General features: G+C 62.8%; 20 protein-coding genes and 1 pseudogene. 13 read left to right on the forward strand and 8 right to left on the reverse strand.

All coding sequences use genetic code 11. The annotated features are described in order from the left end of the window. Both RFM40_RS26935 and RFM40_RS26940 read left to right on the forward strand, forming a co-directional pair. Positions 1-750: an amino acid ABC transporter ATP-binding protein gene (locus tag RFM40_RS26935; RefSeq protein ID WP_320229353.1), complete on the forward strand. Its 750-nt coding sequence runs from the start codon at positions 1-3 to the stop codon at positions 748-750. Positions 751-885: 135 nt separating this feature from the next. Continuing rightward, the gene (locus tag RFM40_RS26940; RefSeq protein ID WP_320229352.1) at positions 886-1,167 is read left to right on the forward strand and encodes a hypothetical protein; all 282 of its coding nucleotides are present in this window, start codon (positions 886-888) and stop codon (positions 1,165-1,167) included. A 45-nt stretch (positions 1,168-1,212) separates the two neighbouring features. Here RFM40_RS26940 and RFM40_RS26945 read toward each other — a convergent pair whose 3' ends face one another. Next, complete coding sequence (locus tag RFM40_RS26945; protein ID WP_320229351.1) at positions 1,213-2,217, reverse strand: hypothetical protein; 1,005 nt, start codon at positions 2,215-2,217, stop codon at positions 1,213-1,215. A gap of 283 nt (positions 2,218-2,500) precedes the next feature. Between RFM40_RS26945 and RFM40_RS26950 the strand changes: the two are divergent. Together RFM40_RS26950 and RFM40_RS26955 are read left to right on the forward strand one after the other, a co-directional pair. Beyond that, positions 2,501-3,210: pseudogene (locus RFM40_RS26950) on the forward strand (DNA helicase). Between the two features lie 52 nt (positions 3,211-3,262). Next, positions 3,263-3,820, forward strand: a complete 558-nt coding sequence (locus RFM40_RS26955) for a GNAT family N-acetyltransferase (protein WP_320229350.1) — start codon at positions 3,263-3,265, stop codon at positions 3,818-3,820. Positions 3,821-3,950: 130 nt separating this feature from the next. Here RFM40_RS26955 and RFM40_RS26960 read toward each other — a convergent pair whose 3' ends face one another. The 3 genes from RFM40_RS26960 to RFM40_RS26970 all read right to left on the reverse strand — a co-directional run bounded on the left by RFM40_RS26960 (position 3,951) and on the right by RFM40_RS26970 (position 7,277). Further along, positions 3,951-5,132: an MFS transporter gene (locus RFM40_RS26960; RefSeq protein ID WP_320229349.1), complete on the reverse strand. Its 1,182-nt coding sequence runs from the start codon at positions 5,130-5,132 to the stop codon at positions 3,951-3,953. A gap of 81 nt (positions 5,133-5,213) precedes the next feature. Further along, entirely contained in the window at positions 5,214-5,471 is a 258-nt protein-coding gene (locus RFM40_RS26965; RefSeq protein ID WP_320229348.1) for a DUF2061 domain-containing protein, read from the reverse strand. A gap of 141 nt (positions 5,472-5,612) precedes the next feature. Beyond that, positions 5,613-7,277, reverse strand: a complete 1,665-nt coding sequence (locus RFM40_RS26970) for a Na/Pi cotransporter family protein (protein WP_320229347.1) — start codon at positions 7,275-7,277, stop codon at positions 5,613-5,615. A gap of 363 nt (positions 7,278-7,640) precedes the next feature. On the opposite strand from RFM40_RS26970, the gene RFM40_RS26975 reads away from it, so the two are divergent. From RFM40_RS26975 to RFM40_RS27005, 7 genes are all read left to right on the forward strand, one after another. Then, entirely contained in the window at positions 7,641-8,003 is a 363-nt protein-coding gene (locus RFM40_RS26975; RefSeq protein WP_320222059.1) for an RcnB family protein, read from the forward strand. A 137-nt stretch (positions 8,004-8,140) separates the two neighbouring features. Continuing rightward, complete coding sequence (gene dnaG, locus RFM40_RS26980; RefSeq protein WP_320229346.1) at positions 8,141-10,087, forward strand: DNA primase; 1,947 nt, start codon at positions 8,141-8,143, stop codon at positions 10,085-10,087. 425 nt (positions 10,088-10,512) lie between these two features. Then, the gene (gene rpoD / locus RFM40_RS26985; protein WP_320229345.1) at positions 10,513-12,546 is read left to right on the forward strand and encodes an RNA polymerase sigma factor RpoD; all 2,034 of its coding nucleotides are present in this window, start codon (positions 10,513-10,515) and stop codon (positions 12,544-12,546) included. A 207-nt stretch (positions 12,547-12,753) separates the two neighbouring features. Next, entirely contained in the window at positions 12,754-13,047 is a 294-nt protein-coding gene (locus RFM40_RS26990; protein WP_126098889.1) for a GYD domain-containing protein, read from the forward strand. Positions 13,048-13,124: 77 nt separating this feature from the next. Further along, a complete protein-coding gene (locus tag RFM40_RS26995) occupies positions 13,125-13,505 on the forward strand; it encodes a thiol-disulfide oxidoreductase DCC family protein (RefSeq protein ID WP_320229344.1) in 381 nt (126 codons plus the stop codon). A 136-nt stretch (positions 13,506-13,641) separates the two neighbouring features. After that, complete coding sequence (locus tag RFM40_RS27000) at positions 13,642-14,316, forward strand: PadR family transcriptional regulator (protein ID WP_320229343.1); 675 nt, start codon at positions 13,642-13,644, stop codon at positions 14,314-14,316. 125 nt (positions 14,317-14,441) lie between these two features. Next, on the forward strand, positions 14,442-14,735 hold the full coding sequence (locus RFM40_RS27005) for an HlyU family transcriptional regulator (protein WP_320229342.1): 294 nt from the start codon (positions 14,442-14,444) through the stop codon (positions 14,733-14,735). A 133-nt stretch (positions 14,736-14,868) separates the two neighbouring features. On the opposite strand, the gene kce is transcribed toward RFM40_RS27005, so the two are convergent. The 3 genes from kce to RFM40_RS27020 form a co-directional block, all read right to left on the reverse strand. Beyond that, positions 14,869-15,801 (reverse strand): 3,5-dioxohexanoate:acetyl-CoA acetone transferase, encoded by a 933-nt coding sequence (kce, locus tag RFM40_RS27010; protein WP_320229341.1) that lies wholly within the window; start codon positions 15,799-15,801, stop codon positions 14,869-14,871. Positions 15,802-15,925: 124 nt separating this feature from the next. Next, positions 15,926-16,087 carry a hypothetical protein gene (locus tag RFM40_RS27015; RefSeq protein ID WP_320229340.1) on the reverse strand — a complete coding sequence of 54 codons (162 nt, stop codon included), beginning with the start codon at positions 16,085-16,087 and terminating at the stop codon, positions 15,926-15,928. Positions 16,088-16,124: 37 nt separating this feature from the next. Next, on the reverse strand, positions 16,125-16,769 hold the full coding sequence (locus tag RFM40_RS27020) for an FMN-dependent NADH-azoreductase (RefSeq protein ID WP_320229339.1): 645 nt from the start codon (positions 16,767-16,769) through the stop codon (positions 16,125-16,127). Positions 16,770-16,880: 111 nt separating this feature from the next. Between RFM40_RS27020 and RFM40_RS27025 the strand changes: the two genes are divergently transcribed. Continuing rightward, the gene (locus tag RFM40_RS27025; RefSeq protein ID WP_320229338.1) at positions 16,881-17,828 is read left to right on the forward strand and encodes a LysR family transcriptional regulator; all 948 of its coding nucleotides are present in this window, start codon (positions 16,881-16,883) and stop codon (positions 17,826-17,828) included. Here the strand turns inward: RFM40_RS27025 and RFM40_RS27030 are convergent. Then, entirely contained in the window at positions 17,770-18,396 is a 627-nt protein-coding gene (locus RFM40_RS27030) for a TetR/AcrR family transcriptional regulator (protein WP_320229337.1), read from the reverse strand. The genes RFM40_RS27025 and RFM40_RS27030 overlap by 59 nt on opposite strands. A 65-nt stretch (positions 18,397-18,461) precedes the next feature. On the opposite strand from RFM40_RS27030, the gene RFM40_RS27035 reads away from it, so the two are divergent. Beyond that, positions 18,462-18,887 carry a VOC family protein gene (locus RFM40_RS27035; protein ID WP_320229336.1) on the forward strand — a complete coding sequence of 142 codons (426 nt, stop codon included), beginning with the start codon at positions 18,462-18,464 and terminating at the stop codon, positions 18,885-18,887. Positions 18,888-18,955: the final 68 nt, after the last annotated feature.

An 18,955-nucleotide genomic window follows, 5' to 3' on the forward strand; every position in this document is an offset into this window, starting at 1 on the left:
ATGGCAACCTGGACCCCCGATGAACCGATGGTGCGTCTCCATGACGTGCACAAGTCGTTCGGCCAGATCGAAGTGCTCAAGGGCATCAGCTTCCAGGTGATGAAGGGCGAGGTCATCTGCATCATAGGACCGTCGGGTTCCGGCAAATCGACATTGATCCGCTGCATCAACGCGCTGGTGCCGATCAATTCCGGCTCGATCACTGTCGAGGGACAGGAGGTCAACGATCCGGCAGTGGACAAGCTGGCGCTGCGCCGCAAGGTGGGCATGGTCTTCCAGCAGTACAATCTGTTCCCGCACAAGTCCGCGCTTCAGAACATCATGATGGCGCCGATCCATGTCCTCAAGCAGGATCGAAGCGAGGTCGAGGGACGCGCGCGAGCGCTTATCAGGAAGGTGCGCCTCGAAGGGAAGGAAGACGCCTATCCTGGAGAATTGTCGGGCGGCCAGCAGCAGCGTGTCGCTATTGCCCGCTCGCTCGCGATGCGCCCGGATTTGATGTTGTTCGACGAGGTGACGGCCGCGCTCGACCCCGAAACCGTCAAGGAAGTGCTCGTCACCATACGCGAACTGGCAGGGGAAGGGATGACGTGCATTCTGGTCACCCATGAGATGGGTTTCGCCCGCGAGATCGCCAACCGCATCTATTTCACCGATCGAGGCGTCATCGTGGAGCACGGCTCGCCGCAGGAAATATTGGATCACCCGCGAGAGGCGCGTACGAAGGCATTTCTCGAACAAGTGCTGTAGATCGTCTTGCGGTTGTCCGCTCTTTCGATAGCGACGACCGGCGAGGCCACCCGATCCGGTCAGGGTGGCAGGCGGTCAGGCGAGTGCTTAGGTGAAGAGGCGACAATCAGCCTTTATCAAAGCGCGGAGGCGCGTATGCGGATCAAGGTCGAAACCCGGCAAGACGGCGACATTGAAGTGCCTAGGAGATTCCACCTCAACGGCGACCCGGTGGATGTTGTCGAGATGGTCGACCAATGGTTTGGTGTCGGTTACCGTTACTGCAAGGTGAAGGGCAGCGATGGCGCGCTCTACATACTGCGGTACGACGAACTCCGATCGGAATGGTGCCTCGCAATGTTTGCAAGCGAACGGTCGCAGGCAGTGACGGGCGAATGGACTTCACCAAGGCAACGCGTCAAGGGGTTGCTTCAGTAGGATCGCCCCTGGTTGGCGGCCTCACGGCGGCGCCGTCAGAAAACCTCACGGCTCCTTGCAGATCGGCACCGGTTGCGCAGGCGGCAACGGGTGATCCTTCTTGTATTGCGCGATGACCGGCTCGAGCATCTTCTTCGGCCAGAATTTTGGGGAGCCGATCTCTTTCAGGCAGGATGCATTCCAGTACAGTCCGGCACCTGACAACGACTGTCTGGCAGCCACGGTACGCGCTATGGCGGCAATGTCTCGTGACTCCGGATAGATGTAGAGCGTCGTCGGATTGTTCTTCACCATCGGGATGATCTGCTCGGCATCCGCAGGCGACCAGCTGGTGCAGCCATTGCTGCGGCCGCCGGCGTAATTCACCAGCTTGCCAAAGGGCACATAGCCATCGTGGTCGGCGTATGAGCTGTTCGGGCTTTTCCGAAGGCACATTCCCCGCAGCAACGCGGCCGGGTGGCCGCCGATCACCCGCTGCCTGGCATTCGCGGTTTCGCCTTCGCCGTCGAATTGAATGAAGGTGCGCATGAACACCGCATCCTGCTTTGCGCCGACGCGATAGTAGCCCTTGAACGAGGTTTTGGCCTCGGCGGTCATGTAGGCGCCGCCGGCCGTGAGTTCCGAATCCATCGCGTTGCCGAAGTTTTTCGCGCAACGCCTGCCGTTGGAAAAATCCGCGACACCCTTCAGGTTGCGGCCTCCGCCGTGGCCCGCCGAAACCGCGCGAAAGCTCTGTTCGGCTTCGCAAATGATGTAATAACGGCGCCCCAAAACGCCATTGCCCAAATCGCCGGGACGCGTCGCGTCCATGGCGAAGTAGCAGGGATTTCTCACCGAACCTTCGCTCACCTTTTTCAGGTAAAGCGCGCGCGCCCTCTCCAGGACCAATTGCGTGATCTGACCGTCGCCCTCGCCGACATGGGCCTGCAGCCAGGCTGGAATATTCGAGGGCCGCAACGCTGCGAAAGACTGGGGCGAGATCGTCAGGGCGATTGCAACGGCGATGAGGCCGAGGAAGGCGATACCCAACGGAACAGATTTCGACCGCACCGGACTAACTCCCCTCTCGAACCGCTATCTCTTGCGGTGAATCACCTGCGCCAATCATAAAAGGCGTCGTGCCAATCGGCGAAACACTTCTAGTTTAGCGTGTCCTGAACATCCGTGATTTCCGGCGCGTTTGTATCGGGGTATCATTTGATTCGGCGCGCCCACGCCTCCTCCCTCCAATCGGGAAGCATTGTTCATGCGGGGCATTCGATCGCTGAACCGACTGTTCGAGCACCAGGCATAAGGAAGGGTTGCCAAGACTGCTCGCACCAGGAGGTTTTCGATGCGCCTTTCCGTGCCCGTCTATCATCTGAAGCGTCAGGCCAAGCTCTTGTCCCGCAGGGACAGAGTGCCGCTTCACCAGGCCCTCGATCGTGTCGCTGCCGGGGAGGGCTTTGCCAGCTGGAGCCTGCTCGCGGCCAAAGCTGGCGAGGCCACACCCGCCGGCAGCCTGCTTGCGCAACTGGCGCCTGGCGACCTCGTGCTGGTCGGCGCCAGGCCTGGCCAAGGCAAGACCTTGATGAGCCTCGAGCTTGCGGTCGAGGCGATGAAGTCCGGCCGACACAGCGTGTTCTTCACGCTGGAGTATACGCACACGGACATTCTGCGCCGGTTTCGCGTCATCGGGGTCGAGCCGGCGCTTTCGACGGCCTGTTCGAATTCGACAATTCGGACACCATCTGTGCCGACTACATCATCGGCAAGCTCCGGACAGCGCCTCGCGGGACGCTGGCAGTTATAGACTACCTGCAACTGCTCGATCAGAGACGCGAGAATCCGGAGTTGATGGTTCAGATTCCGATGCTGAGGTCTTTCGCGCGCGACAGGGGACTGATCCTGGTCTTTATCTCGCAGATCGACCGGTCATACGATCCGTCGAAGAAGCCATTTCCCGAACTAGGCGATATCCGGCTCCCGAATCCGCTGGATTTGTCGCTCTTCGACAAGACATGTTTCCTGAACAAGGGCGAGATCCAATTCCAGGCAGCTTGAGGGCAATCCTGGCTGCGGCTATGCCTGCCCAGCTCGCAAAGGACACAGGACCATGATCGAGATCGTCAAGCCCGCGCTCGAACACCTGCCGTCCTACAAGGAGGCGCTGGAGCGCGGCTGGTCGCCGGACAATGTCCGGCTCCTGGAGACGACGCGTGAGCAGCTCGTAGCCATCGAGGAAGATCCGGTGGCATTTCTCGCCGGTCTTGACGATCCCGAGGCCAAGGGGCCGCCCGTCGCATTGCCCGACGGGACAAAAGTGCCACGGCTGCCCGGCTTCCGGCGCTGGATCTGGGACGGCGAGGCTGCCGGCTCGATCGGGCTTCGCTGGCAGAGGGGCACGTCGGCGCTGCTACCTCACGTGCTCGGCCATATCGGTTATGCCGTGGTACCGTGGAAGCGGGGCCGCGGCTATGCCACCGAGGCGCTGCGGCTGATGCTGGAAGAGGCGAGGGCGGTTGGGCTCGACTATGTCGAGATCACCACGGATTTCGACAATCCCGCCTCGCAGCAGGTGATCCTGGCCAATGGCGGCATTCTCGTCGGGCGGTTCGCCAAGCTTGCCGCCTATGGCGGCGCGGAGAGCCTCAAGTACCGGATCGATCTTTAAAGCGCGTCGCGATCTTTCAGATTCGCTCCATGCGCTTTAGTTTTTGATTTTACGCATGTCTTTGTCCCGAAAACCGGTTCCCACTTTCGGGAGACATGCTTTAGATCCCCTCACGGGCAAGAGCGGCGTTCTATTCGGCCGCCGCGGGCAGCGGCGGGGTCGCGCGGCTTCGCCATTCCCAGGCCTGCGAGGCGACCGCCACCGCGACCGCCACCAGCATGGCGAGCGCGCCGGCGACGGGCAGGCTGCGATAGCCGAAGCCGGCATTGAGCATCGCGGCGCCGAGCGAGGCTGCGAGCGCTATCCCGACATTGAAGCCCGACGGGATCAGCGAGGAGGCAAGGTTCGAAGCATCCGCCGTCCACGCCAGGATGCGGGTCTGGATCGGCGCCCCGATGGCGAAGTTGAGACCGCCCCAGATGACGATCGCAACGATCATCGGCACCGGATAGGGGCTTACGGCATAGATCACGACCAACATGACCGCTTGCAGGAAGAGGATGGCGATCAGCGACGGCATCAGCTTCCAGTCGGCAAGCTTGCCGCCCAGAAGAACGCCGATCGTGGCGCCGACGCCGTTGAGCAGCAGGACAATGGGGATCAGGCTCTCGTCAAGGCCGGTGACTTCGATCAGCGTCGGCGTGATGTAGGTGAACAGTCCGAACTGGCCGATCATCAGCATCAGCATCAGGATGAGCGAGGTCCAGACCTGCTGGCGGCCGAGCACGCGCACTTCGCGCGCCAAGCCGGCGGGCCGGTTGGCGGCGCCTGCCGTGCGCGGCAGCAGCGCAAGCATGGCGGCGATCGCTACGACGCCCAGCGCGCACATCACCCAGAAGGTCGCCCGCCAGCCCCAGAGACCGCCGATCGCGGTGCCGGCCGGCACGCCGATGACGTTGGAGACCGTCAGCCCCGAGAGGATGACCGCTACCGCCCGACCGCGCTGATCCTCGCGCACCAGGCTGACCGCGACCACCATGGCGACGCCGAAATAGCAGCCATGCGCCACGGCGGTTGCGATGCGCATGAGAAGCATCGAAGTGAAATCGGGCGCCAGCGCGCAAGCCGCCTGGCCAAGGGTGAAGGCGATCGTCAGTACGATGAGCAGCGCCTTTCGCGAGACCCTTCCGGTCGCAAGCGCCAGAAGCGGGCCGCCGATGGCGATGCCGCAGGCATAGCCGGAAACAAGATAGCCGGCGGTGGGCACGGAGACGCCAAGACCTTCCGCCACCTCCGGCAGCACGCCGGCGATGACGAATTCAGTCGTGCCGAAAGCGAAGGCGGCAATGAACAGGGCGATAAGGGGCAGCATGGCGCGGAAAGCGATCCTGAATGAGTTGGCCTCAAACCATGGATGGACGCACCGGGCAATGCAGAAATTGTCGACGCCGCTTTAGCTTTTCTTGACCGGATTTAGCTCTGCCTCGGTCGCCGACGACGAGGCCGGCTTCTTGTGCATGCCGTAAGGAATTTTCAGCCATGCTCGCTCATGAAGGTAAAACAGCAGCGACTTTGCGACAACTTCAGTCCCACCGATGGCTGCAGCGAGCTTCACGCTTCCGGTTATGACCAGCGAGATGATCATCGTATCGACCGTGCCGGTGGCGCGCCAGGAAAGCGCCTTGATGAAGCTGCGCGAATGGGTGTCCATCGACTAAATCGTCCTCCGGTGGGCCTCGGATGTTTCCTTAGCCGACGGAGGAGAGGATGAGCAAAGACTAATTTTCCGCTTCGGCGCCGACGGCGGAATCTTGTTCCCAAGTTGATGTCACGACAGCAATTTTGCGGCTTGCTATCCGGCCTTCAGCCGCGAGCCGCCGAGCAGGCCGCGCTCCTCCAGCACCGGGTAGGCCATGGAAGCAAGCAGCGAGTTGATCTGCTTGAGGTCGCGGATGGTGTCGAGGTGGATCGAACTGGTCTCGACGCTTTTGGCCGTGCCGTCGCGCAGGCGCACGAAGTGGCTCGCGCTGGTCTCTTTCTCGCGTTCGCGCAGCAGGTCCTTCTCCAGCACCAGCTGGCGGGCGGTTTCCGGGTCGCGCGAGACAAGCACGTTGAAGGCAAGCCGGGCGTTGGCCAGCACCGAGGCATGAAAGGCGCAAAGCTCGCGCCAGCCCTCGGGCGTGAACTCCAGTCCGCGCTCCAGCTTCTTCCTGACATGTACCAGCATGTTGCGCACGATGATGTCGCCGACCTGCTCCAGCTTGACGCAGGCGCCGATCAGTTCCTGGCAGCGCAGCGCCTCGTCTTCGTTCAAGGGGTTCTTGGTGACCTTGGCGAGATAGAGCTTTATCGCGGCATGCTTCTTGTCGACACGGTCGTCTAGCGCCGCAAGCGCCTTGATCTTGTCGCTGTCGGCGCTCTCATAGAGTTCGATGATGCGCTTCAGCATGATCTCGACGGTCTCGCAGACCCGCACCACCTCGCGCGTGGCGTTCGCCAGCGCCTGGCTCGGCGTGTCGAGCGCGCTTTCGTTCAGCGCCGACAATTCGACGACATCGAGCGCTGCCGCCGGCTCCAGTCCGGCGCCGAGCGCCACGATGCTTTCGGACGCGCGATAGACGAGGCCGGCGAGCGGCAGGCCGGCCAGCAGGATGATCACGTTGAACAGGATATGGGCGTTGACGATCTGGTCCGGCCCGGTCGCGCCGAGAAAGCCGACCGGCGGCTTCAGCGTCATGAACAGGATCAGCATGACCAGCGAGCCCATGCCGCGCATCAGAAGATTGCCGACCGGCACCACGCGCACGCCCGGATCGGCATTGCGGGTAAGCAGTGGCGCGATGATCGAGGAGCCGAGATTGACGCCGAGCACCAGCACGATGCCGAGTTCCGGAGGGATGAAACCGCGGCCGGCCAGCGTCACCAGCAACAGCACGGCGGCGATGGAGGAATGAAACAGCCACGTGATCAGCGCGGCCAGCAGATACGCAGTGACGAAATCGCCCGAGAAATAGTTGACGATCATCGGCATCAGCGTGCTCTGGCGCAGCGGCTCCGATGCCTGGCCTATCATCTCCAGCGACAAAAGAAGCAGGCCGATACCGACCAGGATGCGGCCGAACTGGCGCCAGTCGCGCCGTTCGGTGGCCATGAACATGAAAGTGCCAGCGACGAGGCAGACCGGCACCAGGAGCGACAGGTCGAAAGTCAGCAGCTTGACGACCAGCGCGGAGCCGATCTCGGCGCCGCGCACGGCAAGCTGCCCGGCGGCGCCCGACACGATACCGGCGCCGGCGAAGGAACCGACCAGCAGCGTCACGGCGGTGGAGCTTTGCAAGGCGATCGCGAGGCCGCAACCGGCCAGAACCGCCGTCAGCGGATTGCGCATGGTGGCGCGCAGCCTGTGGCGCAGCACATCGCCATAGGCGCGTTCGACGCCGGTCTTGACCAGGCGGGTGGCAAACAGCATCAGCGCCACCGCGCCGGCAAGGTGCAGAAGGACGACGGAACCGCTCATGCCCGGCCTCGCAATGAGGTGGCCAGGAAGGGGGAAAGGGCACGAATCACAAGCATTTCGAGGGTCGAGATTACTCCAAACAATTTTAGCCGGATAATAAATTTTGCTCCGCTTGACCAGCGGCCGGCACGCGACGGCGCGTGTCGGAAATGGATGGAAGACATATTGGTTGCATCCGCCCGCGGCGCCAGGCGGCCCGACGCGACGCGATTGCCGGCCAAGGGTCAGCTCGGGTTTTTCTCTTTGTTGAAATGACCTTCGCAAACGTAGGAAATCATTACAGAATTGTAATCCAAGCGTTCAGTTTCGGTTCATACGGCCGCGGCTATCTCCTTGCCTATCGATAACCAAGGAGTACCGACCATGAAACGTCTCATACTTTCCGTCGTCACCGGCTCGATGCTGGCCGTCACGGCCTTTTCGGGTCAGGCCGCCCCGCTCGTTCAGCCGAGCGCGCCGCAGTCCAACTACACCCAGGTCGACTGGCAGAAGCCGGGCGTGACGAAGAAGAAAGTGGTGGTGAAGAAAAAGGTCGTGGTAAGGCGCAGCCACTGGCGCAACGGCCAGAAATACTCCAGCTGGAAGCGCCATCAGGCGGTGCGCGACTGGAACCGCTATGGCCTGCGCCGCCCCGGCCCCGGCCAGGAGTGGATCCGCGTCGGCAACGATTACCTGCTGGTCAGCATCGTCTCCGGCATCATCTTCGGCGCGATCGCCGCGCACTGATCCGGCAACGGCCCGAAACACCAGAAGGCGGCCGCCCGGCCGCCTTCTTTTTGTCTGTGAAAAGCGGGTACGATGGATTTAACGAGTCGTCGCGCCCGGGCGGCTTGATTATATGGAGGGCAAACGAGCCTTTCCCGATGCGCTTTCCGCCCGCCTTCCTCGACGAGATACGCGACCGCGTGCCGATTTCCTCGGTGATCGGCCAGCGCGTCTCCTGGGACAGGAAGAAGACCAACGCCTCGCGCGGCGATTTTTGGGCGTGCTGCCCGTTCCATGGCGAGAAGAGCCCTTCCTTCCACTGCGAGGACAAGAAGGGCCGCTACCACTGTTTCGGCTGCTCGGTCTCGGGCGACCACTTCAAGTTCCTGACCGAGCTCGACGGCATGAGCTTCCCCGAAGCGGTCGAAAAGATCGCTGAGATGGCGGGGGTGCCGATGCCGGTGCGCGACGCCGCGGAGGAACGGCGCGAGAAGGAACGCGCCAGCCTGACCGACGTCATGGAAATGGCGACCGTCTTCTTCCAGGAGCGGCTGCAGGGACCGGAAGGGGCAAAAGCCCGCGCCTATCTGCGTGATCGCGGCCTGACGCCGGCGACGCAGCAGTCTTTCCGGCTCGGCTATGCGCCGGACAGCCGCAATGCGCTCAAGGAATATCTCGCCGCCAAGGGCGTGCCGAAGGCCGACATCGAGGCCTGCGGGCTGGTGCGGCACGGCGACGACGTTCCTGTCTCCTATGACTGGTTCCGCGACCGCATCATGTTTCCGATCCCGGATTCGCGCGGCAAGGTCATCGCCTTCGGCGGTCGGGCATTGGCGCCGGACGCTTTGGCCAAATACATGAACTCGCCGGACACCGAGCTCTTCCACAAGGGCAACGTGCTCTACAATTTCGCCCGCGCCCGCAAGACGGTGGCCAAAGGCGGCACGGTGATTGCCGTCGAAGGCTATATGGACGTGATCGCGCTGGCGCAGGCCGGCTTCGAGAATGCGGTGGCGCCGCTCGGCACCGCGCTTACCGAAAACCAGCTCGAGCTTCTGTGGCGCATGACCGGCGAGCCGGTGCTGTGCTTCGACGGCGACCAGGCCGGGCTGAAGGCGGCATGGCGCGCCGCCGATCTGGCCCTGCCGACGATCCAGCCCGGCCGCTCGGCTCGCTTTGCGCTGCTGCCCGAAGGCAAGGATCCGGATGACCTGGTCAAGGCGGATGGGCCGGACGCCTTCCGCGCGGTGCTGGCGGAAGCCAGGCCGCTTGCCGACCTTTTGTGGATGCGCGAGACAGCCGGCGGCGTGTTCGACACGCCGGAGCGGCGCGCCGAACTCGAAAAGAGGCTGCGTGAGATCACCAGCCGCATCCGCGACGAAAGCCTGCGTTACCACTACCAACAGGAGATGCGTGAACGCGTCTTAAGCTTCTTCGGCTCGCAGCGCGGCACGCGGCAAGGCCATCAACGCCAGGACGGTCGGCCGGGCGAGCGCGGCAGAGGTTCGGCGCCAGGCGGGGCGTTTGGCCGGGGCGCTGCCGGCGCACGCACAGCCATCACCGAAAGCCTCGGCCGCTCGGCGCTGGTCAAGCGGACGGGTGAAGCCATGTCGATGCGCGAGGCGACGATCATTGTGGCGCTCATCAATCATCCGGCACTGATCGACGAGAATTTCGCGCATGTCGAGTTCCTCGACCTCGCCAATTCGGACCTGCGGCGACTGCACGCCGCTATCCTCGACGCGATGGCGCATGATGCGGCCGACGACCGCGACGCGGTGATCGCCACGATCGTGGGCGCCGGGTGCGGCGACATCTGGGAGCGTGCGGTCGCGCTGATCAAGCGCGCGAGGCAGTGGCCGGCGCTCGAAACCGCGGGACTTGACGATGCCCGCGACGCCTTCAACCAGGCGCTACACTTGCAGCGCAGCGCGCGCACCTTACATAGAGAGCTGAAACAGGCGCAGGCGGCGCTCGATGCAGACCCTTCGGATGAAAACTTCCGGCATCTCGTCGAGATTCAAGCGCAATTCAACGATATGCAGGCAACGGAAGCGCTGATCGAAGGGTTCGGCGTTTCATCGGGCAGGGTTGGACGCGTTTAGGTCCGAATCTGCCCCGAAAATGAAGTGGAAATATGCAGGCGCGTCGAATCGACGCCTCTAAGTCGGGTAATTGATTCGCTTTTTTCATGCGAATCATGCCAGAGGCGCTTGACCTTCTGGCAGATTGGCGGAATCAGGACGATTCGAAACGTTAACCGTGCCCCGGCTGCGGCGGGAAATTTTGAGCGATGCGAAGTGATGGTCACTGGACAGGCAAAAGGCCTGCCACAGATACCAGGGTTAATCTGGACTTAATGCATGTCGCCCAAAAAGTGGAGACCGTTTTGGGGCAACGACACGCACCAAACAAAGAGATGATGCGGTTGCTGGCCCGGTAAGAAGCGTTCTGGTGCGAGCGCAACCGGTTGTGACCGGTCCGGCAGGCTACGCGGCTTCGATGTTGGGCCGCTTGGAGACGACAAAGAATGGCGACAAAGGAAAAGGAAGAGGTCGAGACCGAACGTGAAGGCGCCACCGATGGCCCTCTGCTCGACCTTTCCGATGATGCTGTCAAGAAGATGATCAAGGCCGCCAAGAAACGCGGCTATGTGACCATGGACGAGCTGAACTCGGTGCTGCCTTCGGAGGAAGTGACGTCCGAGCAGATCGAGGACACGATGGCGATGCTCTCCGACATGGGCATCAATGTCGTCGAGGACGACGAGCAGGGCGAGGAGGCGGAGGCGGCCGATTCGGGCGGCGATTCGGAAGAAGACGCCAACGAGCTTGCCGAGCAGACTGGCACGGCCGTCGCCACCACGACCACCAAGAAAGAGCCGACCGACCGCACCGACGACCCGGTGCGCATGTATCTGCGCGAGATGGGCTCGGTCGAGCTTCTGTCGCGCGAGGGCGAAATCGCGATCGCCAAGCGCATCGAGGCCGGCCGCGAGACGATGATCGCGGGCCTATGCGAAAGCCCGCTGACCTTCCAGGCCATTATCATCTGGCGCGACGAGCTCAACGAATCGAAGATCCTGCTGCGCGAGATCATCGATCTCGAAGCGACCTATGCCGGTCCCGAGGCCAAGCAGGCGCCGGTCGTCGAACGCGTCGAGGAAGCGCCCAAGCCCGAGGAAAAGCCGCGCGGCCGCGCCGCCCAGCGCGAGGAAGAAGACGACATCACCAATGTCGGCGGCGGCGACACCCGCGGGCTGGAAGAAGAGGAAGACGACGAGGACGAGGCAAGCCTGTCGCTCGCCGCGATGGAAGCGGAACTGCGCCCGCAGGTAATGGAGACGCTCGACGTTATCGCCGACACCTACAAGAAGCTGCGCAAGCTGCAGGACCAGCAGGTCGAGAACCGTCTCGCCGCCGCCGGCACGCTTTCGCCCAGCCAGGATCGCCGGCTGAAGGAGCTGAAGGACCAGCTGATCAAGGCGGTGAAGTCGCTGTCGCTCAACACCGCGCGCATCGAGGCGCTGGTCGAGCAGCTCTACGACATCAACAAGCGCCTGGTGCAGAACGAAGGCAAGCTGCTTCGGCTTGCCGAAAGCTATGGCGTTCGCCGCGAGGAATTCCTCAGGGAATATCAGGGCTCGGAGCTCGATCCGAATTGGACGCGCTCGATCGCCAATCTGACGTCGCGCGGCTGGAAGGAGTTCACCAAGAACGAGAAGGACGCGATCAAGGAGCTGCGCGCCGAGATCCAGAGCCTCGCCACCGAGACGGCGATCTCGATCCTGGAATTCCGCAAGATCGTCAACCAGGTGCAGAAGGGCGAGCGCGAGGCCGCGATCGCCAAGAAGGAAATGGTGGAGGCGAACCTTCGCCTCGTCATCTCGATCGCCAAGAAATACACCAACCGCGGCCTGCAGTTCCTCGACCTGATCCAGGAAGGCAATATCGGCCTGATGAAGGCGGTCGACAAATTCGAATACCGCCGCGGCTACAAGTTCTCGACCTACGCGACGTGGTGGATCCGGCAGGCGATCACCCGCTCGATCGCCGACCAGGCGCGCACCATCCGCATTCCGGTGCATATGATCGAGACGATCAACAAGATCGTGCGCACCTCACGCCAGATGCTGCACGAGATCGGCCGCGAGCCGACGCCGGAGGAACTGGCCGAGAAGCTCGCAATGCCGCTCGAAAAAGTGCGCAAGGTGCTGAAGATCGCCAAGGAGCCGATCTCACTCGAAACGCCGGTGGGCGACGAGGAGGATTCGCATCTCGGCGACTTCATTGAGGACAAGATGGCGATCCTGCCGATCGATGCGGCGATCCAGGCCAATCTGCGCGAGACGACGACCCGCGTGCTCGCCTCGCTGACGCCGCGCGAGGAACGCGTGCTCAGAATGCGCTTCGGCATCGGCATGAACACCGACCACACGCTGGAAGAGGTCGGCCAGCAATTCTCGGTCACCCGTGAGCGCATCCGCCAGATCGAGGCCAAGGCTCTGCGCAAGCTCAAGCATCCGAGCCGCTCGCGCAAGCTGAGAAGCTTCCTCGATAGCTGATACGAAAATCACAGACAGGCAAAATCGAAAGGGCGTCTTGGGCGCCCTTTTTTGCGTCTCCAGCCGCTGCATCGCCTTGCCGGGGCTGCCCGACAGGAGTTTAATTTCGGGGTCGGATGCATTTCTGGGCGACAAGCCGGATGCCCGCCCCGGCGCCGGCCGTAACGGCCAGGCGTCGCGCTCCGCGGCACCGGAGGGAGGTGTGCCATGACGACCTACATCATGCTGATCAACTGGACGGAGCAGGGCGCCAAGAACGTGCGTGAGTCGCCGAAGCGGCTCGACGCCGCCAAGAAGCAGCTGAGCGAGATGGGCGGTTCGTTCAAGGCGTTTTATCTGACCATGGGCGAGTGCGACATGGTGGCCGTGGTCGAGGCGCCGGACGATGCGGTGCTCGCCCGTTTCGCGCTGATGCTGTCGTCGGGCGGCAGTGTGCGGACGCGCACGCTCAAGGCCTTCCCGGAATTCGCCTATCGCGAGATCATCACCTCGCTCGGGTGAAGCGGCGACAGAGACAAGGCTCCATTGGAGCTGCGCGTCACATTGCGATGCCACGCCGCGTCGCCGATAGTCGCGCGATGTCCAAGCCTCGGCTCACCGTCTGGTACAATACGCGATGTCCGGTCTGCGATGCCGGCATCAGGCGTCAAAGGCGGCGGCTGATTGAGGCGGTCAAGGCGGGGCGCGTCGAGTTCCGCGACATCAATTTCGAACCGGCGGCGCTGGCCGAATACGGCGCTTCGCTGGAGGACATCCGCCGCCGGCTGCATGCGACCGATGCCGAGGGCCGACTGCTGGTCGGCGCCGACGTGCCGGTCGCGGTCTGGCGGATAACGCCGGGCGAAAGCTGGCTGGCGACATTGTTCGGCAACCCGGTTGCGCTGCCGCTGACACGCTTTGTCTATGACCGTTTCGCCGATCTTCTCTACGCCTGGAATCGCCGCAAAGGCCGCTGGTAGCTCGCTTGATCCGCATTCCGGTCGCGTGGGCGCAGTCACTTGGCTACAGTCACGATACATCGTAAGATATATCTTGACTCTGTGAGCGCTGAGGCCTAATTAAGATATATCGTAAGATAGAACTCAAGGAGCATCCATGCACAAGCATTTCGGACACAACCATTTCGGCGAGCGCATGTTCATGCACATGGCCGGCCGTTTCGGCGGCCGCGGCGGTGGCTTCGGACCGTTCGGGCACGGCCGCGGCGGCGGCCGAGGCGGCCCGGGCGACATGTTCCGCGCCGGCCGCATCTTGGCCGACGGCGATCTCAAGCTGATCACGCTGTCGCTTCTGGCCGAGGCGCCGCGCCACGGCTATGACATCATCAAGGCGCTGGAGGAGCGCACCAGCGGCATCTACAGCCCGAGCCCGGGCGTGGTCTATCCGACGCTGACTTTCCTCGAAGAGGCGGGCTATGCCGTCTCGTCCAGCGAAGGCAACAAGAAGGTGTTTTCGATCACAGAGGCTGGCCGGGCGCATCTCGAGGAAAACCGCGAGATGATCGATCATGTGCTCGACCATCTCGAGCGTTTCGGCCGCAAGATGGCCAAGGCGCGCGACTGGTTCGGCTGGAGCGACGACGGCGAGGACGGCAGCAGGCGCGGTCGCCATGAAAAGCGGGATGAAAAGCGCGACCGGTTCCGGGCGCTGCGTCACCGGCTGCGCGCCGCGCTCGGCGATATCGTCGATGCGCCGGAAGACAAGCAGGCCGAGGCGATCAGCATCCTGGAAGACGCCGCCGCGGCGCTCGAGGCGCTGTCGCGACGCTAAGGATGACGGCTGGCCCCGAAGGGAGTTATTGCCCGCCAAGCCAATTTTTCGGGACCATGCCGTAGTGAAAATCGTCCTGCAACACGCTATGTGATGCAGGACGATTGCCGTTGGAGGATATTGAAATGTCATTTCTGAAACGTCTTTTCGGCGGCGGTGGCGGCGAGGCAACAGAGGCAGGGACCGCAAAGCCGGCAAAGCAGGTCGAGCACAAGGGATTCCTGATCAGCGCCACGCCCTACAAGGCAGACGGCCAGTACCAGACCTGCGGCGTCGTCTCCAAGGAAGTGGACGGCGTGATGAAGGAGCATCGCTTCATCCGCGCCGACCGTTTCGCCGGGCTGGACGACGCCGTCGACATCTCGATCAAGAAAGGCATCCAGCTCGTCGACGAACAGGGCGAGAGGATGTTTGGCTAAGCGCGCCGCGCTGAAGCGGATTCAGGCGACGCGCTTTAAGCCTTGGTTTCGATGCATGTCGTTATCCCAGAACCGCTGCACACTTCTGGGCGACATGCATTAGCCGCCGCGGCGGCTCTTTGCTCTCTACCGATCAGAATGAGACCTTGTCGCCACCCTTGAGCTGCAGGATTTGCCGCGCCTCGTCGGGCGTGGCGATCGAGGCGCCGAGGCCTTCGATGATCTGGCGGACCTTGGTCACCTGTTCGGCGCTCGAGCGGGCGAGCTTGCCCTTGCCGATCCACAGCGAATCCTCCAGGCCGACCCGCACATTGCCGCCCAGCGCGATCGCTTGCGTGGCGATAGGCAACTGGTGGCGCCCGGCGCCCAGCACCGACCAGTGGTAGTCATTACCGAACAGGCGGTCGGCGGTGCGCTTCATGTGGGCGACGTCTTCCGGGTGCGTGCCGATGCCGCCGAGGATACCGAACACGCTCTGGACGAAGAATGGCGCCTTCACCAGGCCACGCTCGACGAAATGCGCGAGCGTATAGAGATGGCCGATGTCGTAGCACTCGATCTCGAAGCGCGTGCCATTGTCGGCGCAGGTGCGTAGTATATGCTCGATGTCGCCGAAAGTGTTGCGGAAGATGCGGTCGCGCGACGATTCGAGATAGGGCCGCTCCCAGTCGTGCTCGAAGGTCTTGAACCGCTCCAGCATCGGAAACAGGGCGAAATTCATCGATCCCATATTGAGCGACGCGACCTCGGGCGCAAAAACCTTCGCCGGCTTGACCCGTTCTTCCACGCTCATCGTCGCGGCGCCGCCGGTGGTGATGTTGACGACGCAGTTGGAGCGCTGCTTGATGACCTGCAGGAAAGGCGCGAACGCTTCCGTCGACTGGTCGGGACGTCCGTCGGCCGGATTGCGGGCATGAAGGTGGACGATCGCAGCACCTGCCTCGGCCGCCTCGATGGCTGCGGTCGCGATCTGCTCGGCCGTTACCGGCAGGTGCGGCGACATTGACGGGGTATGGATCGATCCTGTGACCGCGCAGGTGATGATGATCTTGTTCTGGTTCGCCACTTTGTGATGTCCTGATCTCTTTGCTATTGACCGCGTCCTATTTTGACCGCCCCTTGGGTGATGTCGGAAATGAACTGCTTCGACAGCACGATATAGAGCAACGGAATCGGCAGCGCCGCCAGTGTCAGCCGGTGAACAGCACCCCCCAGTCGGTGGTGAATTCATCGACATACACGGTCAGCCCCTGGGCAGTGTCTTCAAATTCTCGGAGGTGATCAGCACCAGCGGGAAGAAAAAGTCGTTCCAGACAGGCAGCGCTCGATGATCGTGCAAAAAAGGCAGGCACCGACCGGCGCCTGCCTTTCTCTTTCTTAGGGCGATGATTACGCGGCCGCGGCGATCTGGTCCGCATTGGCGGCCGCGGCAGCGATTGCGTCGACCTTGGCGGTCGCCTTGGCGAGGGCGGCGGTGACAGCGTCGCCACCCATGCCGACGCCTTCAACGCGGATGACTTCGACATCGGTCATGCCCAGGAAGGCAAGCACGCCGCGCAGATAGGGGATGGCGTGGTCCATCTGCACCGCGGCACCCTCGGAATAGATGCCGCCGGAAGCAAGCACGATATAGACCTTCTTGCCGGTGACGAGACCCTTCGGGCCATTCTCGCCATAAGCAAACGTCTTGCCGGAGCGGGCGACGTGGTCGATCCACGACTTCAGGGTCGAGGAGATGTTGAAGTTGATAAAGCCGGTGGCGAGGATGATCGTATCGGCCCCGAACAGTTCGTCGAGCACCGCATCAGACACGCCGACCACCTCGGCCTGGCGCTGGCTGCGGGCCTCGGCGGGCGTGTAGATGCCGGTCGCATAATCAGGATCGATATGCGGCAGCGGGTTGGCGACGAGATCGTGCACGACAAGCTTGGCCGACGGATCCGTGGCAAGCAGTTTCTGGGCGAGATCGGTGGCGACGCGGGTCGAATGCGAAGCAGCGCCGCGCGGGCTGGACGTAACAAGCAGAATAGACATGGCGGTGTCCCCTTGGGGTTGGATTGAACTTTCCCCGCCAATGTGGGATTGCCGCCATATCTGGAAAACTGGTATAATTTGCATGGTATCCATCTAGAATATGGATTAGTCATGCAACCCAACCCGACACTGGACCAGCTTCAGATCCTGGTGGCGGTAGCCGATACCGGCAGCTTCTCGGCCGCGGGGCGCAAGCTCAACCGGGCGCAGTCCGTGGTGAGCTACGGCATTGCCAATCTCGAAGCGCAGCTCGGCCTGAAACTGTTCGAGCGCGAAGGCGTGCGCGAGCCGCAACTGACCGATGTCGGCAAGGCCATGCTGGAGGACGCACGGCGCATGATCGGCGTCCTGCAGCGCATCCGATCGCGCGCCGACGGCTACCGGCAAGGACTGGAGGCGGAAGTGACCATGTCGGTCGACGTGGCGCTGCCGTCGCCCGCGCTTGTGCGGGTGCTCAAGGCCTTCGAGGCCCAGTTCCCGGCGGTGATGCTGAGGCTTTATATCGGTTCGCTCGGCCTGATCGTCGATCAGGTCGTCAACGGCCAGTCGGATCTTGGCTTCGGCGGTTTGCAGGGCGATGCCGATGTCAATCTGGTGCGCATCGGCTTCACCTCGATGGTGCCGGCGGCGGCGCCCGACCACCCGCTGGCGAAACTGCCGAAACCCGTGGCCGTCGAGGACCTGCGCGAGCATATCCAACTCGTCGTCTCCGACCAGTCGGAGCGGACGCGTGGCCGAGACTATGGGGTCTTCGCCTATCGCACCTGGCGATTGACGGATGTGCGCACCAAGCATGCCTTGATGCGCGAGGGTCTCGGTTGGGGCGGCCTGCCGCGCTGGCTGATTGCCGACGATCTCGCCAGCGGCAGGCTGGTCGAGCTCGATCTCGAGCCTTATCGCGAAGTGCGCTCGCCGCTCTATGCCATGCACCGCACCGACCGCAGCCCCAAGCCAGCGGCATCCTGGCTGATCGACGAGTTCAAGCGACAACTCGGCTGCTTCAACGAGATGGAGCCGGGCGTGTGGACGGAGGAGGGGCCGGAGACAAGCCGTCCATGAGTGCCAGCAGGACGGCGCGATAATCCTTGTCCGAAGCGCCGGCCTCGATGGCTAAAGCCGCCCGGTCGAAAGCGGCGGCCAGCAAGGCGGTCAACGCTTCGACCGGCAGCTTCGTCATCGATCGCGCGCGCATTGCCGCGACCAAGCCTTCGCGCAGCGAGCGGTTGCCGTGGCGGTTGTCGATCTCGTCCATCGCCGCGCGACCGAGCACGGCCGGTCCGTCGAGCAGCAAAAGCCGCGTGCGGCCGGGGGTGCGCATCGCCGCGAGATAGGCATCCGAGCCGGCGATCAGGGCATTCCGGGCGGAAAGAGAGGACGGTGAGGCGCGTTCGATCTCGGCCGCGACCGCCGCTGCTTCCTGCTCGACCACGGCAGCAAATAGCGCCTGCTTGTCGGCAAAGTGATGGTAGAGCGCGCCGCGCGTCACTCCGGCTGCGGCGACAATCTCCGGCGTGCCGGTGTCGGCATAGGATTTCTCCGTAAACAGTTTTCGCGCCGCGCGGATCAGATCGGCCCGCGTCGCCTCGGTGCGGTCCCGGTTGGAGCGGCGTCCTAGCTCCTGTTGCATGCATGCTGCCTGTATGTTATTTCATTTACATACAGACTGTATGTTATGAAGCAGGAGAAGGAAAGATGAAGACGACGAGCTATTATCCGGTGCTGATGACCGGCGACGTCGCCGGCACGGCGGACTTCTACGTCGAGCATTTCCGCTTCGAGCCGCTGTTTAAGAGCGACTGGTATGTGCATCTGCGCTCCAGCGAGGACAGGCGGGTCAATCTCGGCATCGTCCAGGGCGACCACGAGACGATTCCGGAGGAGGGACGTGGACGGACCTCCGGCCTGCTGATCAATTTCGAGGTGCGAGACCCCGATGCGGTCTATGAGCGTATCGTCGCCGCCGGCTTGCCGATCCTGCATACATTGCGCGACGAGCCCTTCGGCCAGCGTCATTTCATCACCAGGGACCCCAACGGCGTGCTGATCGACGTGATCAAGGCGATCCCGCCAAGCGAAGAGTTCCTGGCGCAATATGCCGAAGGTGCGGCTGGAGGCTGAGCTTAGCGCTGGCAGCAGATGTCGGCATTTGGCTCCGGCCATATCGCCGGAGCCCTTCGCGGCGATCT

The sequence above is a fragment of the Mesorhizobium captivum genome (assembly GCF_033977165.1).
GTDB classification, from domain to species: Bacteria; Pseudomonadota; Alphaproteobacteria; order Rhizobiales; family Rhizobiaceae; genus Mesorhizobium; species Mesorhizobium captivum.

Excerpts from the sequence above, each read along its gene's own strand:
- RFM40_RS26935 (WP_320229353.1), top strand. The coding sequence starts at position 1 with ATGGCAACCTGGACCCCCGATGAACCGATGGTGCGTCTCCATGACGTG.
- RFM40_RS26960 (WP_320229349.1), bottom strand. The coding sequence starts at position 5,132 with ATGCTGCCCCTTATCGCCCTGTTCATTGCCGCCTTCGCTTTCGGCACG.
- RFM40_RS26975 (WP_320222059.1), top strand. The coding sequence starts at position 7,641 with ATGAAACGTCTCATACTTTCCGTCGTCACCGGCTCGATGCTGGCCGTC.
- RFM40_RS27030 (WP_320229337.1), bottom strand. The coding sequence starts at position 18,396 with ATGCAACAGGAGCTAGGACGCCGCTCCAACCGGGACCGCACCGAGGCG.
- dnaG (WP_320229346.1), top strand. The coding sequence starts at position 8,141 with ATGCGCTTTCCGCCCGCCTTCCTCGACGAGATACGCGACCGCGTGCCG.
- RFM40_RS27005 (WP_320229342.1), top strand. The coding sequence starts at position 14,442 with ATGTCATTTCTGAAACGTCTTTTCGGCGGCGGTGGCGGCGAGGCAACA.
- RFM40_RS26990 (WP_126098889.1), top strand. The coding sequence starts at position 12,754 with ATGACGACCTACATCATGCTGATCAACTGGACGGAGCAGGGCGCCAAG.
- RFM40_RS27025 (WP_320229338.1), top strand. The coding sequence starts at position 16,881 with ATGCAACCCAACCCGACACTGGACCAGCTTCAGATCCTGGTGGCGGTA.
- RFM40_RS26970 (WP_320229347.1), bottom strand. The coding sequence starts at position 7,277 with ATGAGCGGTTCCGTCGTCCTTCTGCACCTTGCCGGCGCGGTGGCGCTG.
- RFM40_RS27000 (WP_320229343.1), top strand. The coding sequence starts at position 13,642 with ATGCACAAGCATTTCGGACACAACCATTTCGGCGAGCGCATGTTCATG.
- RFM40_RS26955 (WP_320229350.1), top strand. The coding sequence starts at position 3,263 with ATGATCGAGATCGTCAAGCCCGCGCTCGAACACCTGCCGTCCTACAAG.
- RFM40_RS27035 (WP_320229336.1), top strand. The coding sequence starts at position 18,462 with ATGAAGACGACGAGCTATTATCCGGTGCTGATGACCGGCGACGTCGCC.
- RFM40_RS26965 (WP_320229348.1), bottom strand. The coding sequence starts at position 5,471 with ATGGACACCCATTCGCGCAGCTTCATCAAGGCGCTTTCCTGGCGCGCC.
- RFM40_RS26940 (WP_320229352.1), top strand. The coding sequence starts at position 886 with ATGCGGATCAAGGTCGAAACCCGGCAAGACGGCGACATTGAAGTGCCT.
- RFM40_RS27020 (WP_320229339.1), bottom strand. The coding sequence starts at position 16,769 with ATGTCTATTCTGCTTGTTACGTCCAGCCCGCGCGGCGCTGCTTCGCAT.
- rpoD (WP_320229345.1), top strand. The coding sequence starts at position 10,513 with ATGGCGACAAAGGAAAAGGAAGAGGTCGAGACCGAACGTGAAGGCGCC.
- RFM40_RS26995 (WP_320229344.1), top strand. The coding sequence starts at position 13,125 with ATGTCCAAGCCTCGGCTCACCGTCTGGTACAATACGCGATGTCCGGTC.